The 18143-nt window shown below is 41.3% G+C and carries 13 protein-coding genes and 1 tRNA gene; 8 read left to right on the forward strand and 6 right to left on the reverse strand.

What is annotated here, in order from left to right:
* The first annotated feature begins 6 nt into the window (after positions 1-6).
* The 3 genes from JFU56_RS15965 (at position 7) to JFU56_RS15975 (ending at position 2397) form a co-directional block, all read left to right on the forward strand.
* Positions 7-420: a phosphate ABC transporter substrate-binding protein gene (locus JFU56_RS15965; protein ID WP_198438269.1), complete on the forward strand. Its 414-nt coding sequence runs from the start codon at positions 7-9 to the stop codon at positions 418-420.
* A gap of 397 nt (positions 421-817) precedes the next feature.
* Positions 818-1972, forward strand: a complete 1155-nt coding sequence (locus JFU56_RS15970; RefSeq protein ID WP_198438270.1) for a porin — start codon at positions 818-820, stop codon at positions 1970-1972.
* A gap of 11 nt (positions 1973-1983) precedes the next feature.
* Positions 1984-2397: a phosphate ABC transporter substrate-binding protein gene (locus tag JFU56_RS15975; protein WP_198438271.1), complete on the forward strand. Its 414-nt coding sequence runs from the start codon at positions 1984-1986 to the stop codon at positions 2395-2397.
* 65 nt (positions 2398-2462) lie between these two features.
* Here the strand turns inward: JFU56_RS15975 and mrdA are convergent, their stop codons facing one another.
* Positions 2463-4406 (reverse strand): penicillin-binding protein 2, encoded by a 1944-nt coding sequence (gene mrdA, locus JFU56_RS15980; RefSeq protein WP_242065984.1) that lies wholly within the window; start codon positions 4404-4406, stop codon positions 2463-2465.
* Positions 4407-4673: 267 nt separating this feature from the next.
* Between mrdA and rraB the strand changes: the two genes are divergently transcribed.
* Positions 4674-5036, forward strand: a complete 363-nt coding sequence (gene rraB / locus JFU56_RS15985; protein WP_198438272.1) for a ribonuclease E inhibitor RraB — start codon at positions 4674-4676, stop codon at positions 5034-5036.
* Here the strand turns inward: rraB and JFU56_RS15990 are convergent.
* From JFU56_RS15990 to pepA, 4 genes are all read right to left on the reverse strand, one after another.
* The gene (locus JFU56_RS15990; RefSeq protein ID WP_198438273.1) at positions 5031-7148 is read right to left on the reverse strand and encodes a GGDEF domain-containing phosphodiesterase; all 2118 of its coding nucleotides are present in this window, start codon (positions 7146-7148) and stop codon (positions 5031-5033) included. The genes rraB and JFU56_RS15990 overlap by 6 nt on opposite strands.
* Positions 7149-7385: 237 nt before the next feature.
* Positions 7386-10247: a valine--tRNA ligase gene (locus JFU56_RS15995; RefSeq protein WP_198438274.1), complete on the reverse strand. Its 2862-nt coding sequence runs from the start codon at positions 10245-10247 to the stop codon at positions 7386-7388.
* A gap of 33 nt (positions 10248-10280) precedes the next feature.
* Positions 10281-10724: a DNA polymerase III subunit chi gene (locus JFU56_RS16000; RefSeq protein WP_198438275.1), complete on the reverse strand. Its 444-nt coding sequence runs from the start codon at positions 10722-10724 to the stop codon at positions 10281-10283.
* A 243-nt stretch (positions 10725-10967) separates the two neighbouring features.
* Positions 10968-12491: a leucyl aminopeptidase gene (gene pepA / locus JFU56_RS16005; protein WP_019442205.1), complete on the reverse strand. Its 1524-nt coding sequence runs from the start codon at positions 12489-12491 to the stop codon at positions 10968-10970.
* 195 nt (positions 12492-12686) lie between these two features.
* On the opposite strand from pepA, the gene lptF reads away from it, so the two are divergent.
* Positions 12687-13805, forward strand: coding sequence for an LPS export ABC transporter permease LptF (gene lptF / locus JFU56_RS16010; protein WP_198438276.1), 1119 nt, complete (start codon positions 12687-12689; stop codon positions 13803-13805).
* On the forward strand, positions 13798-14865 hold the full coding sequence (lptG, locus tag JFU56_RS16015; protein ID WP_198438277.1) for an LPS export ABC transporter permease LptG: 1068 nt from the start codon (positions 13798-13800) through the stop codon (positions 14863-14865). The genes lptF and lptG overlap by 8 nt, the downstream gene beginning before the upstream one ends.
* A gap of 123 nt (positions 14866-14988) precedes the next feature.
* Here lptG and JFU56_RS16020 read toward each other — a convergent pair whose 3' ends face one another.
* The gene (locus JFU56_RS16020; RefSeq protein ID WP_198438278.1) at positions 14989-15546 is read right to left on the reverse strand and encodes an RDD family protein; all 558 of its coding nucleotides are present in this window, start codon (positions 15544-15546) and stop codon (positions 14989-14991) included.
* A 430-nt stretch (positions 15547-15976) separates the two neighbouring features.
* Here JFU56_RS16020 and JFU56_RS16025 point away from each other — a divergent pair, with 430 nt between their 5' ends.
* Positions 15977-17563 carry an AbgT family transporter gene (locus tag JFU56_RS16025; protein WP_198438279.1) on the forward strand — a complete coding sequence of 529 codons (1587 nt, stop codon included), beginning with the start codon at positions 15977-15979 and terminating at the stop codon, positions 17561-17563.
* 283 nt (positions 17564-17846) lie between these two features.
* Positions 17847-17931, forward strand: a tRNA-Leu gene (locus tag JFU56_RS16030).
* Positions 17932-18143: the final 212 nt, after the last annotated feature.

Here is an 18143-nt window from a genome sequence, read left to right on the forward strand (position 1 = left end):
AGCATAATGAATTTATTAGCTAAAGTTGTGCTAACCACAGCATTATTTTCTGGTGTTGCACAAGCGGGTGTTGTGGTTATTGGTAACCCAAATGGCCCAGATGCATTATCAAAATCTCAAGTATCAAAACTGTATTTGGGTAAATCGAAAAAATTACCGAATGGCAGTAAAGCAAGCGTACTAGAGCAAGCTAAAGGTAATGCTGTTCGTGACGAGTTTCATGGTGCAATCACAGGTAAAAGCGATGCACAATTACAAGCTTACTGGTCACGTTTAGTCTTTACAGGTAAAGGTAAGCCACCAAAAGCACTTGGCTCATCGGCGTCGGTTAAAAACTCAGTGGCGTCGAATATCAACGCGATTGGTTATATTGATGAAGCCGACCTTGATGCTTCAGTGAAAGTGGTATTTAAACCTTAATCACTGTACTGCATAATTGATTTGAAAAATACCGAGCTATAAGTTCGGTATTTTTTTAACTGCAATTTCGTTTTATAGTTAAACAGTGAGGCAATAACACTTACTGTAAAGCACGATATTAATCATTATTGAAATCTGCGGGATCTATAGCGTTCGGGGTATTTACAATGTTTAATTAATGTTAATAGGTATGTGCATAGGTGAAAAGTTCAATTTAACTAGTCACATTATCGCAACAAGTTTTAACGGTGAGATGTAGATCACTAAAAGAAATCTGTAAGCATGAATAATACCATCATACTAATTTATGAATTTTTTAGCGTGAATTTAAGTCTTGTATGACCAGTTTTGAATAAATCCAAAATGGACTAAGTGTATTAGGATAAGGAGATTTTAGATGAAAAAAGCATTTATAATGCTACCACTGGCTGCTGTTTGTGCATCGCAATTTGTGATGGCTGCACCAACTGATTCGCAGCGTCTTGCTCAACTTGAGCAGGAATTAGCAATGTTACAGGAAGAGAGCTCGTATGACTCGCTATCTGATCGGATGTCTATTAATGGTTTCTTCACTGGTAAAGTTGGTGTGGCTAATAACGATGCTGGATATAATGGCTACGATAAAGATGCCGACTTCTCTGAAGGCAGCAAACTTGGCCTGCAAGGTTCGTTCGCATTAACAGAGCAAACAAAAATTGTTGCTCAGCTCGTTGCTCGCGGTAGTGATGATTGGTCTACTGAAATGGAATGGGCATTCTTAAGCCATGATTTTGATAATGGCTTTGTTACACGTATCGGTCGCTTACGTGTGCCATTGTATATGTATTCTGATTATTTAGAAGTGGGTTTCGCACAACCTTGGGCTTCACCACCAAGTGAACTTTACAGTATTGTGCCACTGTCATCGTTTGATGGGGTTGATGCGATTTACGATTTTGATATGGGTGATGTTGCTGTCACACTACAAGCAAGTTATGGTCATGCTGACCGTGACACTGGAGCAGCGCTCGGCGAAGTGGACTACAAAGATATTCTCGGCGCTTCAGCATCGTTTGCTTATGAAGAGTGGGTTTTCCGTACTACGTATTACCAAACAACACTTGATAGTAAAGACGGATCAACCTTTTTTGATGAAGAAGATAGCTATTTTGCTGGTGTTGGTTTGAGTTATGATAACGGTTCATTACTTGCGATCTCAGAGTTTGCGGTTTCTGATGTTGAAGGTCAATACTCGGATACAGAGTCTGGTTATATCACCCTAGGTTACCGTATTAGCGATTTCACTCCCTACGTGACTTATGCTTTCCTTAAAACGACGGATGATAGTGAGAGAGCTCTTCCTTATGAACCAGCTTTTAACTGGAAGCGTAATGCTTACAGCATTGGTACGCGTTATGACATTAGCTCTAACCTCGCACTAAAAGCCGATGTTACTTATGCTGATGGCTTTGATGGCACATCCGGCGGCTTGAGTTCAAATCTCGATAGTTTGGGTAGTCAAATTAACGAAGATACTATTGTTTACACCGTATCATTTGATGCAGTATTTTAAGGGGAACTTTGATGAAACTATTAGCTAAAGTTGCCTTAACAGCAGCATTAATCTCGGGTGTAGCACAAGCTGGTGTGGTGGTTATTGTTAACCCAACAGGCCCTGACTCACTATCGAAAGCACAAGTATCTAAATTGTATTTAGGTAAATCGAAAAAATTACCTAATGGCGCCAAAGCACAAGTGATTGAGCAAGCGAGTGGCAGTGCTATTCGTGGCGAATTCCACGGTGGTGTGACAGGTAAAAGTGACTCACAACTACAAGCTTATTGGTCACGTTTAGTGTTTACCGGTAAAGGTAAACCGCCAAAGACTATTGGCTCATCATCACTGATTAAAAGCCAGGTAGCATCACATGCGAATGCGATTGCTTATATTGACTCGTCAGAAGTAGATGACAGTGTAAAAGTCGTATTTACACCTTAATCTTAACGTTCAGTGCATAATGAATAAATATAAAAACCTCCGCATAACACGGAGGTTTTTTTTATCTAAGAGGATTTATGTAGCTGCGCTGATTGCGGTGCTAATGTTGGTTTGATTAATACATAGTCCATTATTTTTCTGACCATGGGCGCAGCGCGTCGACCCCAGCCGCCATTTTCGAGTACCGCTGTCACCAAGACTTTCGGCGACTTCAGTGGCGCAAAAGCAGTGAATAAAGCATGATCTCGTAAACGCTCCGTTAACTCCTCGGCATTATAATTTTCGCCATGAGCGAGCCCAAATACCTGACTCGTACCTGATTTACCCGCGGCGTCATAAGCCACATTGTTAAACGCTTTACGACCTGTACCTGTCACCAACACGCGGCGCATGCCTTCCTGGACAATATCCCATGTTTCAGGTTTTACGCCGTTAAGTTTAGCAAAGTCGTTGAAAGTAATCGGGGTATCAACACTATTTTCAACAATGCTACGAACGATATGCGGTCTATGCACTAAGCCTTTATTCGCCACAACAGAGGTCGCTTTGGCTATTTGTAGTGGTGTTGCTGTCCAATAGCCTTGTCCTATACCAATTGGGATCGTATCGCCTTGATACCAAGATTGTTTATAATGAGCCTGTTTCCACTCTCTCGTTGGCATATTTGCGCGGCTATCTTCATTAATATCAACGCCCGAAGGCAGGCCGTAACCAAACTTGTTCATCCAAGCGGATAAGCGATCAATCCCCATGTCATAAGCGATAGGGTAAAAGTAGGTATTTACCGATTTTTCTATCGCTTTGTAAATATCAACTTCGCCAAAGCCCCAACGTATATCATCTCGCCATTTTCGAGTATTGGTATTGGGGATGCGCCACCAACCTGCATCGTTTCTTTTGGTATCAGGAGTAATGACACCTTCAGCTAATGCTGCCGCAGCAATCATAGGCTTGGCTGTAGAACCCGGAGAATAAGTACCTAGCGTGACACGATTGAATAACGGTCGGTCGGGATCTGCCAATAGTGCCTTGTATTTGGTTGATGAGATACCATGCACAAATAAGTTCGGGTCATAACTTGGGCTGGACACCATAGCCAGAATGGAGTCATCGCTAGGGTCTAATACCACCAGGGCACCACGTTTATGTTTAAGTACAGGCTTGCCTGTGAGTGGATCTATTTTTTTCTCGGTCAGTAGCTTGTTAGCATATAGCTGAAGGTTAATATCGATATTGAGGGTTATATCTTTACCTGGGATTGGTGCGACAGTCTCTAATGTGCGGATCACTCTGCCTTGGTTATTGACTTCGACTTTTGCAAAGCCTGATTGGCCATGCAGGGTTTCTTCATAAGATCGCTCAATGCCCAGTTTACCTATGGTTCTGGTCGCACGATATTGCTTATATTTATGCTGCTGCTTTAATCGTTTGATATCACGATCATTAATTTTAGCGACATAGCCTAATATGTGGGTTAAATTTTCTCTATACGGATAATAACGCTCGAGAAAAGCATCAACAAAGACGCCAGGAAATTGATATTTATGTACGCTAAACATGGCGACTTGTTTTTCGGTTAACTGGTCGACAAGCGACACAGATTTAAAGTGCCGAGTGTGTTGCATTGACTGTTTAAAGTCGCTGATATCATCATCACTTAATTCAAATAGCGTTTGTAATTTTGCTAAGGTATTGTCTATGCTTACTATTTTTTCTGGGATAATTTCAAGTGAATAAATAGGTACATTTTTAGCTAATAGGATGCCATTGCGATCATAAATCAATCCTCGATTAGGCGGAATTGGCACAATTCGAATGCGATTGTTATTCGCTCGTCCGACGTATTTACTGTAACCAGATACCTGCAAGTGGTATAAATTAGCGAGTAGCACAGCGGTCATCGCTACGATCATAAACACTGACGCGGCAGCTCTACGTGAGAAAAGTGCAAGGGTATCTTCAGGATTCTCTATGGGAATACGTTTTGTGCTTACAGTTGTTTTGATCACAATATGGTTAACCTAATACATAATACAACACGCTAAATCATTCATATTAGCGTGTGATAAATTTGAAATAATATCGATATTAGCTGTAGACAAGCTAGCCTTAATTAAGTGCCGAAATAGCGATGAAATAGTGATAATAATACACTTTAAGCCATTCTATCAGGTTATCTTGCCCTATGTTTGAGGCGTTATTTTGGGTATAATTTAATGGCATGAATATTAAAACCAGAGTATTCTTCATACATCATAACTAAAGAGATTAACCTAGTGGATTTTGAAAAAGAATTTGCCGAGCTGAAAGTTGAAGCCGAAGAGATCATTGATAACCTATTAGAAGATGGCAGTGATCCTGATGCTGTTTATTCTATTGAACATCATTTTGCTGGTGATGATTTTGCACAGCTAGAAAAAGCGGCGATTGCTGCATTTAAGCTGGGCTACGATGTATCAGATCCTGAAGAAGTTGAGCTAGAAGACGGCCAAAAAGTATTCGCATTCGACTGTATTGTTGAAACGGAACTGGATATCGATACCATCACTCGTGATATCGAAGCACTACTTAAAATGTCTATCGAACAAGATGTTACTTATGACGGCTGGGGCACTTTCTTCGAAGAAGATGCATCATAATACCTGCAATGGCATCGCTGTTTTTGTTGGTTGCTGATAAGTAATATTATTGTGTGTGGCATGGTGTGTTTTATACCACAGACAAAATTTGTCGCTCGGTAACGGGCGACTAAATAAATACCCCTGAAATTGATCACATTGCTGTGCTTGTAACCACTGCATCTGCGACTCTTCCTCGACACCTTCCGCTGTCACGGTAATATTTAATTCCCTCGCTAAACTGATCACTGAGCGTGTAATAGCCGTTGTGGTTTTATCGAGTTCAAGTTCATCGACAAATGACTTATCAATTTTTAGTTTATGCGCTGGCATATTTTTTAAATAAGATAGCGAGCAATATCCAGTCCCAAAATCATCGATAGACAAACGCACTCCGAGCTCAATTAATTCCTCTAACATGTGTTCTGCGGTTTGATTTGACTCCATCAATGCACTTTCGGTCACTTCGATTTCTAGCCGATGTGCTGGTATATCGTAGTATTCAATGTAATGTTTTATTTTGCTAATAAGTTGTGGATCGTTAAATTGGATCGGTGATAAGTTGACGGCCATAAAAATATCAATATCTTGTGCTCGCCATTGTGCAAGTTGCTGACAGGCTTTTTCTAATACCACTTCACCGAGTTGACCGATTAAGTTATTTTTTTCAGCAAGTTCAATGAATTTAATGGGCATGATGAGTCCTTGCTCTGGGTGATGCCAGCGCGCTAGTGCTTCAACCCCAAGTACGACTTTACTGTTTGCATCGATAACTGGCTGGTAATATAGATCGATAGATTTATCATTAATCGTTTGTTTTAAATCGTCTATTAAGCATTTTTCTGCCTCTGCATGCGCTTCTAATATAGGATCAAATAAGGTGTAACTTTGTTCTATATGTTTACGTGATCGCAGTAATGCCTGTTCACTGCAAGTGAGTAATTGATTGGTATTTTGAATAGTATCAGGGTAGCTAGTCGCACCAATGCATATCGCGAGATCAATGACGTGGCCTTGAATTTCTATTTGTCTATTAAGTCTGTCGATCAATTTATTACACAGGTAATTAAGCTGATTTGGCGAGCTAACTTGGTCGGTTAAAATAGCAAACCTATCCCCTTGTATGCGGGCTAAATGGGCGGAGTTAGGTGCCATCTCCTTGATCATCTTACCAACATATACAAGTACTTTATCACCGATGGTTGTACCGTACTGGCTGTTTAATTTACCCAGTTTTTTTATATCAATGAGGATCATCCCCCAGTCGTGCTGCGGATTGATATTTTCAAGTTCTTGTAGAAATGTGGCTCGGTTTAATTGTTTGGTTAATTGATCGTGTTTGGTTAGTGTTGCAATTTTTTCTAGGGTATTACGGCGCTCTTTTATATCTCGAGATATACTGACGGTACCGACTAATTCATTATTTTGAATGACAGGGTGTTTGTGCACATCGACGTAGACTTGTCGGCCTGCTAATTCAAATTCCATTTTGTAATTAGCACTTTTATAGTTTGATTTTAACTGGCTATCATAATCGATACTGACCTTTGCCGTTGATGCAGGCAGCACTTCTGTAATGGTTTTACCGATTACATCGGCCTTCTTCTTTTTCGCTAATTTGAGTGCTGCACGGTTGCACTCGACGATTCGGCCTTGCATGTCTTTATAAATAACAAAGTCAGGTAGAGCATCAAAAATAGAGTTTAGTAAGGCTGTTTTTTCTTGTAATTTTTTCTCCGAACGAAATTTACTTGATACATCAATCGCAATACCCAGTAAGCCTATTATGTTGCCATTGTTACTGTGCAGTGGAATTTTGGTAATCTCAAATTGGCCTTGTCCATAGATCGTTTCCATTTGCATCATTCTGGCAATGACACTGCGCCCGTGGATTAGCGCCTCTTGATCGGTTTGCATAAGCGCTTCGTTGGGAAACTGTTTTTCTTTAAATGCGGGTTGTAGTTGTGTATCTGTTTTACCAATAATGAATTGCTCTGATGGCAAATCAAATAAGGATAGGCAATGTTGATTACAGCCTAGGTATTGACCGTGAATATCCTTCCAAAAAATGCCAATTGGCAGATGTTGAATTGCATTGATCAATATATGATTCAGAGAGTCTGTGCTACCCATAACCTATCACTCCATTCCTTGGTGTCGACATTTATAGCTAAGCTGCTGATGTGTTTATAACTACAATTTAACCTTGTTAACAATTATTTTACATCTTAAGGGTTGGGATGGGAATATTTTTACGGGATGTTGATGGGTTATTTGTGATGTCTATGACGTATTGATTAGAAATAATAAATAAAAAAGGGACAGCTGATTAATCAGCTGTCCCTTTTTAGGTAAGTACGATTTTAACGATTAGATCGATTCAATTCGTGCTTTTTGAGCATCAAGTTTAGCAATAGTGCTTTCAAATTCCGCTAGTTTTTCACGTTCTTTGGCAATTACTGCTTCTGGTGCTTTACCAACAAATTTCTCGTTGTTTAGCTTGCCTGAAACACGGTCTAAGTCTTTTTGGACTTTTTCCATTTGCTTGTTGATACGGGCAATTTCAGCATCTTTATCGATTAGACCAGCCATTGGAATTAAGATTTCCATGTCGCCTAATAGAGAGGTTGCTGAGATTGGCGCTTCTTCGTTATCATCAAGAATTGTAATAGCTTCTAATTTTGCTAATGAACTTAGGAACTGTTGGTTTTCGTCTAGACGACGTTGCTCTTCAGGTCCTACGTTTTTAAGCAAGATAGAAATAGGCTTACTTGGGCTGATGTCCATTTCGCCACGAATATTACGTACAGCGATAATGAATGTCTTAACCCATTCTAGATCTTGCATTGATTGCGCATCAACTTTGTCTGCATCAAACTCAGGGAATGCCTGTAGCATGATCGTTGCGCCTTCAGTGTGCTTACCAGCAAGTGGTGCAACACGCTGCCAGATCTCTTCAGTGATGAACGGCATGATTGGGTGCATCAAACGTTGTAACTCTTCTAGGATCGTTACTAGCGTATGACGTGTACCACGCAGTTGCGCTTCCGTACCTTGTGCAAATACTGGTTTAGTTAATTCTAAGTACCAATCGCAGAACTGATTCCATGTGAATTCGTAAGCGATGTTTGCTGCAAGATCAAGACGGTAAGTATCAACTGCTTCACGGTAAGCTTTGATTGATTCCTGGAATTGACCCTGGATCCAGCGATCTGCAAGACTGAATTCCATGTCGCCGCCATTTTGGCCACAATCATGTTCTTCTGTGTTCATTAATACGTAACGGCTTGCGTTCCATAGTTTGTTACAGAAGTTACGGTAACCATCAAGACGTTTCATGTCCCAGTTAATGTCACGACCAGTCGATGCCATTGCTGCTAATGTGAAGCGTAATGCGTCAGTACCGTGAGCTTCAATGCCGCCTTCAAATTCTTTACGCGTTGCTTTTTCAATTTTCTTAGCAAGTTGTGGCTGCATCATGTTACCAGTACGTTTTTCTACTAGTGACTCAAGGTCGATACCGTCGATCATGTCTAGTGGATCAAGTACGTTACCTTTTGATTTTGACATTTTATCGCCAGCTTCATCACGTACTAAACCTGTTACATAAACAGTTTTAAAAGGTACTTGTGGCTTGCCGTTTTCATCTTTGATGAAGTGCATCGTCATCATGATCATACGTGCAACCCAGAAGAAGATGATGTCGAAACCTGTTACCAGTACATCACTTGGGTGGAACACTTTAAGATCTTGCGTTTGCTGTGGCCAGCCTTGTGTTGAGAATGTCCAAAGCGCAGATGAGAACCAAGTATCAAGCACATCGTCGTCTTGACGTAATGCGATCTCTGGACCTAAGTTGTTTTCTGCACGAACTTCCGCTTCATCACGACCAACGAATACATTCCCTTCGTTATCGTACCAAGCTGGAATACGATGACCCCACCAAAGTTGACGTGAGATACACCAATCTTGTACGTCGTTCATCCACGAGAAGTACATGTTTTCGTACTGTTTTGGCACGAACTGAATTTCGCCATCTTTAACTGCGTCAGTTGCTACTTTCGCCATTGGACCAACACTAACATACCATTGGTCTGTTAGTAGTGGCTCAATCACAACACCACTACGATCGCCGTAAGGTACTTGTAGTGTATGTGGTTCAATTTTTTCTAGTAGCTCAAGCTCTTCAAACTTAGCTACGATTGCTTTACGTGCAGCAAAACGTTCCATGCCTTGGTATTCAGCAGGAATAGTGAACGTTAGTTCAGTGTTTTCTGTGCCGTCTGAGTTGATGATTTCCGCTTCTTCACGGATATCAGCGTTTTCAGTTAGGATGTTGAACATCACTAAGTTGTTACGCTTACCAACTTCGTAATCGTTAAAGTCATGAGCAGGTGTGATTTTTACACAACCCGTGCCTTTTTCCATATCAGCATAGTCATCTGCAACAATCTTGATGCGACGACCAACAATAGGAAGAATGATGTCTTTACCAACAAGCGCTGCATAGCGTTCGTCTTTCGGGTGTACTGCAACCGCAGAGTCACCTAGCATTGTTTCTGGACGTGTTGTCGCTACAACGATGTGATCTTTACCGTCAGCAGTTGTTTCGCCGTCTGCTAGTGGGTAGCGGAAGTACCACATGCTGCCTTGCTTTTCTTTGCTCTCAACTTCAAGATCAGAAATAGCTGTGTGGAATTTTGGATCCCAATTTACTAGGCGCTTGCCACGGTAAATAAGATCTTCTTTAAATAAACGTACGAATACTTCTTTTACTGCTTCAGACAGGCCGTCATCCATCGTAAAACGTTCGCGATCCCAATCTACAGATGTGCCTAAACGACGCATTTGACGCGTGATGTTACCGCCTGATTCGTTTTTCCAATCCCAGATCTTGTCGATGAAAGCATCACGGCCATAATCGTGGCGCGTTTTGTTTTCTTCAGCTGCAATCTTACGTTCAACAACCATTTGTGTTGCGATACCAGCGTGATCGGTACCAACTTGCCATAACGTGTTGTTACCTTGCATACGCTTGTAACGAGTTAGCGCATCCATGATCGTTTGTTGGAAGGCATGACCCATGTGCAGGCTACCAGTGACATTTGGCGGTGGGATCATGATGCTGTATGCATCTTTTGTTAGATCGCCGTTTGGCTTGAAGTAACCTTGCTCTTCCCAGTTCTGGTAAAGCGCTTGCTCAATGGCTTGGGGATTGTATATTTTTTCCATAGGTCTGCTTTCTAATTCTCAATGGTTGATTGATTATTCGGCGTTCACAGTTAACAGCTGTAACCCTGTTTGACGATAATGTTTGTAACGCTCTCGAGCTTGTTGTTTTAAGCCGTCTTGATGCGGTACAAAATCGATAATCTGATTAAAGTTAACTGCAAATTGCGGTGTATGGTCGTGCAGGTTGATAAGTACCTGATAGCGGTGGCGGGGAGGTTGAAAACCAATTTCAACGGGCGCGCCATTACGTGGACCTTCACCTTGTAAATTATGTGGTACAAAACTGTTCGCATCTAATTGCCACAGGTATTCGTCAACCTGATTGGCTGCCGATTCATCGTTGGCATGGATATAGACGCGTTGTCCTTGCTGATAAAACTCACCAGCCAGTTTACACGCAAGTTCATGATGCTGTGGCATGTTAGCCTCAACGTCATTTTTAGATTCTTGCATGATATAAAAAGTGACTTTTTTCATCGGTAGTTTTACGCCAAATTACGAACAGTTAAAGTTTAAAACATAACTGCGTATAATAACACAAAGCAGGGGCGGGAAAATACAGTTGTTGGGGTAATATCTGGATATACTGTGGGGTTATTCTGTCGCAGAAACTAAAAAAGGCCGCAATAGCGACCTTTTAGATATTTATAGCGTAGGCTTTTTATAGACTAGGCTACATACTCACCGCGTGATTTTTTATATTCTCATGCAAGAGTGTAATTACGCTTCGTCAGCTTGTTGTACTTCACTGCGCTCTGTACGGTTAAGTAAGAACTGTGTCAACATCGGCACTGGACGACCCGTTGAGCCTTTGTTTTTACCACTTACCCAAGCAGTACCGGCGATGTCTAAATGCGCCCAGTTGTACTTCTTAGTAAAGCGAGATAAGAAACAGGCTGCCGTGATTGTACCGCCACCAGGGCCACCAATATTTGCTAAATCAGCAAATGGACTTTCAATTTGTTCTTGGAAGTCGTCAGTGATAGGTAGACGCCATGCTTTATCGGCTGCTTGATCTGAAGCATTCAACAATTCATGTGCTAGTGGATTGTGTGTCGATAATAAACCTGTGATGTGATGGCCCAGTGCAACCACACAAGCACCGGTTAAGGTTGCTACGTCGATTACTAATTCTGGATCAAAACGTTCAACATAGGTTAATACGTCACATAATACTAAACGGCCTTCAGCATCGGTATTTAATACTTCAACAGTTTGACCTGACATTGTCGTAATAATGTCACCTGGACGATAAGCATTGCTGCCTGGCATGTTTTCACAACCAGCAAGTATACCAATAACGTTAATTGGTAAATCTAATTTAGCTAATGATTTCATTGCACCAAGTACGCCTGCAGCGCCACCCATGTCATATTTCATTTCGTCCATGCCAGCGCCTGGTTTCAATGAAATACCACCTGAATCGAATGTCAGACCTTTACCAATTAAGACAATAGGTTTTGCATCTTTATCTGGGTTACCTTGATAATTAATAATCGACATCTTAGCTTCGTTTGCTGAACCTTGAGATACAGCAAGGTAAGATTCCATTTTTAATTCTTTCATTTCAGGTTCGCCCAAAATCTGAGTCGTGATCTTGTCACTTTCATCAGCTAGTTGGCGTGCTTGATTTGCAAGATAAACAGGATTACAGATGTTTGGCGGCATGTTTGCTACGTCTTTACATAGACGCATACCACTTGCGACTGCTAGACCGTGAGCAATTGCTTTTTCACTTGTTGGTAAATCACGACGTGAAGTAACGTTGAACACCATTTTACGTAATGGGCGACGCGTTTCTTCTTTGTTGCTTTTTAGTTGATCGAAACGGTAGCGACTTTCGCGTGCTGTTTCAACGGCAAAGCGGATTTTCCAATAGGTATCGCGGCCTTTAACATTGAGTTCAGGTAGGAAACAAACTGCTTCCATAGAACCGGTTTCGTTCAAGGTGTCCATTGTCTTTTTGATGATTTGCTTGTACTGACGCTCATCTAATTCGCGTTCTTTACCACAGCCAACTAATAATACACGTTCACTTAGCACGTTAGGTACATGGTGAAGTAGTAATACTTGACCAGGTTTACCTTCGATATCGCCGCGACGTAGTAGGGAACTTAAATAGCCGTCACTGATCTTATCAAGTTGTTCTGCTGCTGGTGATAAACGACGTGGTTCGAATACTCCGACAACAACACAAGCACTGCGTTGCTTCTCAGGGCTACCACTTTTTACATTGAACTCCATGGACTCTCCGGTTTCCTAAAGACAAAATCAAATATTTATAACATAATAGGGGGTTATACGTATTTAGTTAATCAAAAACTAAACATTTTCAGATAAAATGGGTGTGCAGTTAAGTATTTATACTGCCTTTGTAGCTGAGTCTACCTAATTATGAGCTGCATTTCATACAAAACATTAGTCTAATATAGGTTTTAAGTGATAATTTTCCGATATTTATTTGCTGAAACAGTGAAATCACAAATCGCTGTTTTATTCATCTTATCACTTATCTTTGTGAGCCAGCAGTTTGTTGCGCTGCTCTCGAAGGTAATGACGGGTTCTTTACCTGCTAATTTAGTGATGGAGATGTTGCTGTACACTATGCCTGCATTGGGTACATTAATTTTACCCGTGAGTTTGTTCATTGGTATTTTATTTGCGCATGGGCGATTGTATGCCGAAAGTGAAATGGTGATATTAACGGCTTGTGGTTACACCCCTAGTCGCATATTAATGTCGTCGTTATTATTGTCTTCTGTGACAATTGGTCTGGTGGCATTTAATGCATTTGTTTATGCGCCAACAGCGGAAGAAGGTCGGGTACAATTATTAGAAAATGTCGATGCAGATGCTGGTTTAGCGACCCTTAAACAAGGCCGTTTTGAGTCACTTGATGGTGGCCGCGCTGTGGTGTACGTTGAATCTTATGACAATGATAAAGCGTTGCGTAAAATATTTATTGCGAAATCACCATCACAAGAAGGTGAACGTCCATCTGTGGTGCTTGCAGATAAAGGTAATGTTGAGTCTGGAAAACAGGGGTCACAGTGGCTTAAGTTAAGCCAAGGGCTACGTTATGAAGGCGAGTTATCACAACCGGATTTCCGTATTGTTGATTTCAGTGCTTATCGGGTCTTAATACAAGAGCAAGACGTGAGCGAGCGAGGCCGTAAGACCAAAGCTTTACCAACATCAGCGTTATGGAATTCAAATGAATTTGAACATAAAGTTGAGTTGCAATGGCGTATCGCGCAAGTGGTTGCTATTCCACTGTTAACATTATTAGTGGTGCCGTTAGCGATGGTGAATCCACGCCAAGGTCGTTATGCGAAACTGTTCCCTGCGCTATTGATGTTTTTAACTTACTTTATGCTACTCAGTGCTGCCCGCTCTGCCATTTTAGATGAAAAATTACCGCTAACGTTTGGTTTTTGGATCGTCCATCTCGGGGTGCTGGCCTTGGCTGTTTGGTTTAATTTAGCTAACTTCTCTTGGTATCATCATGCGGTGCATAAGTTGAAACTACGTTTTACTCGAGGTCAAAACAGTGATTAAAATTTTAGATATCTATATTGGTAAAGCGATTTTATTTGCCACTATGATCTGTTTGTTTACCTTAACGGGTTTATCTGCGGTAATTAAATACGTCGAACAATTAAGGGCTGTGGGCCGTGGTTCATACGGTTTACTTGAAGCGTTTATGTTTGTGATGCTGAAAATGCCACGCGAAATTACTATTTTCTTTCCAATGGCAGCGCTATTAGGCGCGCTAATTGGCTTAGGTGCCATGGCTAGTTCCTCTGAGCTCGTTGTTATTCAAGCTGCAGGGCAATCACGTTTTAAAATTGTACTTTCTGCAATGAAAACGGCAATTCCGATGATGCTGATCGTGATGTTGATGGGCGAATATGTTGCCCCTTATACAGAGCAAAAAGCGGCGCAATTACGTGGCGAATCGATTTCAGGTCAATCGATTATTCGTGCTCAAAAAGGGGTCTGGGCCAAGGATAAAGAAAACTTTATTAATATCGGTAAAGTGAATAACGGCAGTGAATTACATGATGTCACTATTTATGAGTTTGCCGATAACCAGCGGTTAGTTAAGACTACGCAGGCTGGTAAAGCTGTTTATACTGAAGATCACTGGGCACTAACCAGTATTCGCATTACTCACTTTGAGCCGGACCGTATTTTTGTGACGGATGAGCCTTCATTGCGTTGGGATTCAACGCTGACACCAGAAAAGTTAGATGTGGTAACGATTGAACCGGAAGATTTATCAATATCAGGCCTGTACTCTTATATTACTTATTTAGACAGTAACAAGCAGGATGCTGACACCTATGAATTAGCTTTCTGGCGTAAAATATTCCAGCCGATATCGATTGGTGTGATGGTGTTGTTGGCGTTGTCTTTTGTATTTGGACCGCTGAGAACGGTGACTATGGGCGCGCGTATTTTAATGGGCGTAGTTGCTGGTTTTACTTTTTATCTTGCCAGTGAAACCTTTGGCCCAATTAGTCTGGTGTACTCACTGCCGCCATTTCTTGGCGCGGTAGTCCCCAGTGCGCTCTTTACCTTTATTGCTATTGTGCAGTTAAGAAAACACGGTTAGCTAGGCATAAGACTGCGTTGATGATATATCATCGATGAATTAATATAAAAATGGCAACCTATTGGTTGCCATTTTTGTGTCTGCTGATTAATTACAGGTACTATTGAGCAGAATGTAACGCGATTATTTTTTCTGTTTTAATTTGTCGGCATAACGTAATAATGAACCGTTTTGATCTTTGCTTAAACGTAATACATTACAGTTTGACCAGTGGTCTTGAAAGGCACGATTTTTCATATCAAACGGTACTTGTAAGTTACCTAGACCACATGCTGACGTTGCTAAACGAATCGCGGCTTGCGTTAGGCTAATTGAACTGCCATCAGCATTTTGTACGCGTAGACGCCAAGCGCGCATACCCACAGTTTGACCGCCGTGTGTCCAGAACCATAAGTAAAATCCAGCGACAGAACCCCATACTAAGATTGCAAACCAAATCTGGTTGCCAGCATAGGCGGCGCTATCAACATAACGGCCTGCAATATCTACTACACCCGTTGCAATAAGTGCTTCGGCAATACCAAGTCCGATTGCACTAGAAAGTGCCGCGATACCGATGACAATTAATGCGTCATAAACGAGTGCGCCTATACGTGGGCCAAAAGTGGCAATTGATGCGGTTTCACCTACTTCTGCTGCAGGAGTTTGTTTTGGTTTTCTAAGTTTGTTTTTCTTCGCCATTATGAATCCAGCCATGTCTTCAGGGTTATCTCGAAAGTGGAAACAGTGTAGCAAAAAAACATGCCCTTGGTAGTGATAAATAAATTGTGCTGGTGGGTTACATTCTAAAGAGTGGATTTCTATTTCACAGGGAATATGCACTTTGGTAATAACCAAGGATGGGGGCTATTTATGAAATTAAACTTAACAAGTGCTGGGGTTTTCGTTGGGTTTTCATGTGTAAATTAGTGTAAACGTGTGATTATACCTCATTTGGCAGTGAAGTATTCTGCTTGTTTTGTGTGCGATGAGTGTTTAGAAGTATGATTTGTCACACAATTAACAATGTTTTTTAACATTTTGCATACTTTTTTGGCTCGTTTGTCAGTATCCTGCGTCCGAAATTTAAACATCGTCGTTAAATCAGGATAACAATAACAAGGAGAGACAGATGAGTTCATCTGCTTCAATTAAAAATAACTCACTAAAGAAGCCTTTATTTACTCGGTTCCTAGATGGAGTTGAATACTTAGGCAATCTATTACCTCACCCGATCACGCTTTTCGCAATCTTCTGTGTTGCAATTCTAGTCTCTTCCGGTATCGCGGGTTACTTTGAGGTTTCAGTCATGGATCCTCGTCCAGAAGGCGCTAAAGGTCGCGCTGCTGATGGCATGATTCACGTTGTGAGTCTATTCAATGCAGAAGGCTTAGAGCTTATTGTTACCAACCTAGTGAAGAACTTTGTTGGTTTTGCGCCATTAGGTACTGTTCTTGTTGCTATGCTTGGTGTTGCAATCGCTGAATACTCAGGCCTATTGTCTGCTGCTATGCGTGGTATGGTCATGGGCGCATCTAAGCGTATGGTTACTGTGACGGTTGTGTTTGCAGGTATCATTTCTAATACGGCATCTGAACTTGGCTACGTAGTATTGATTCCACTTGCTGCAATGCTTTTCCATTCTCTGGGCCGTCACCCGTTGGCTGGTCTTGCTGCTGCATTTGCTGGTGTCTCTGGTGGTTATTCTGCAAACCTACTGATTGGTACGGTTGATCCACTGTTGTCTGGTATTACAGAAACAGCTGCGCAAATGATTGATCCATCTTATACGGTTGGTCCTGAAGCAAACTGGTACTTCATGTTTGTTTCTACTTTCTTCATTGCGATCACTGGTGCATTCGTAACAGAAAAAATTGTTGAGCCTAAATTAGGCAAATATAATGATGAAGATGCGTCAGAAGACCTATCAAATGATTCAATGGGTAAACTGACGAGCATTGAAAAGAAAGGTCTTAAACTAGCAGGTATTGCCGTTCTGGTTGTATCAGCGCTTCTAGCTTGGACTGTTGTTCCTGAAGATGGTGTTTTACGTTCAGAAGCTGGCACGATTGCGGGCTCGCCATTCCTTAAGAGTATCGTGGCATTTATTTTCGTATTCTTTGCTATTCCTGGTTTTGTTTACGGTAAAGTAACCGGTTCAATGAAGACTGACCGTGATGTGATTGATGCAATGTCTAAGTCTATGTCTTCTATGGGCATGTACATCGTTCTTGTATTCTTCGCTGCGCAATTTGTGGCTTTCTTCAAGTGGACTAATTTTGGCCAAGTATTTGCTGTAGGTGGTGCAACCTTCCTACAAGATATCGGTCTAACAGGTCCAATGCTGTTCTTCGCATTCATTCTAATGTGTGGCTTCATTAACCTGATGATTGGTTCGGCATCTGCGCAGTGGGCAGTAACAGCACCTATCTTTATCCCAATGCTAATGCTAGTTGGCTATGCACCAGAAACGATTCAAGCAGCATATCGTATTGGTGACTCTGCAACGAATATTATTACGCCGATGATGAGCTACTTCGGTCTTATCTTAGCTGTTGCAACGCGCTATATGAAGAATCTAGGTATCGGTACGCTGATCGCGACTATGCTACCTTATTCAATCTGCTTTATGGTTGGTTGGAGTATCCTATTCTACCTTTGGGTATTTGTCTTCGGTTTACCAGTTGGTCCTGGTGCGGCAACTTACTATACGCCTTAACCCTTTAACTTAGCTGAAGCCTAGGTGTTAAGTGGCCCGTAATAGTTGGATAACCGATTATTGCGGGTTTTTTTATGCCAAATATATTTGTTAGTTCAAATTAATATCTGCAGTAAAGCTGTCTTTATGTGGCTAGTGATCGTTGATATTTAAGGCTTTGAATATTGAATACCACTTAGGATTACTCTTTAAGTTACAGTTTGCTTTAATTTTGAGCAGTTACTTTGGTGATATTGAGAAACGCCTTGCTTGGCATCATTTGCTATGTATAATACTGAGCTATGCCCGAGTGGTGAAATCGGTAGACGCGGTGGATTCAAAATCCTCTTCCGAAAGGAGTGGCGGTTCAAGTCCGCCCTCGGGCACCATATTTAAGTAATAGAGCCTCAACGAAAGTTGGGGCTTTGTTGTATCTGGCACAATGAAAAGCTTACCTCATATTTCCTTAATTCATCATCAACAGAACTCGAAGTATCTGATACTGAAATCATCGGATTAAAATGTCCCTCCGGCAAAGCAGGTAATAAATGCTTTTTATTACGCTATGAATTTCAGCTCTAATTGTTATTGATTCTCATTT

The organism is Moritella sp. F3 (assembly GCF_015082335.1).
GTDB lineage: Bacteria > Pseudomonadota > Gammaproteobacteria > Enterobacterales > Moritellaceae > Moritella.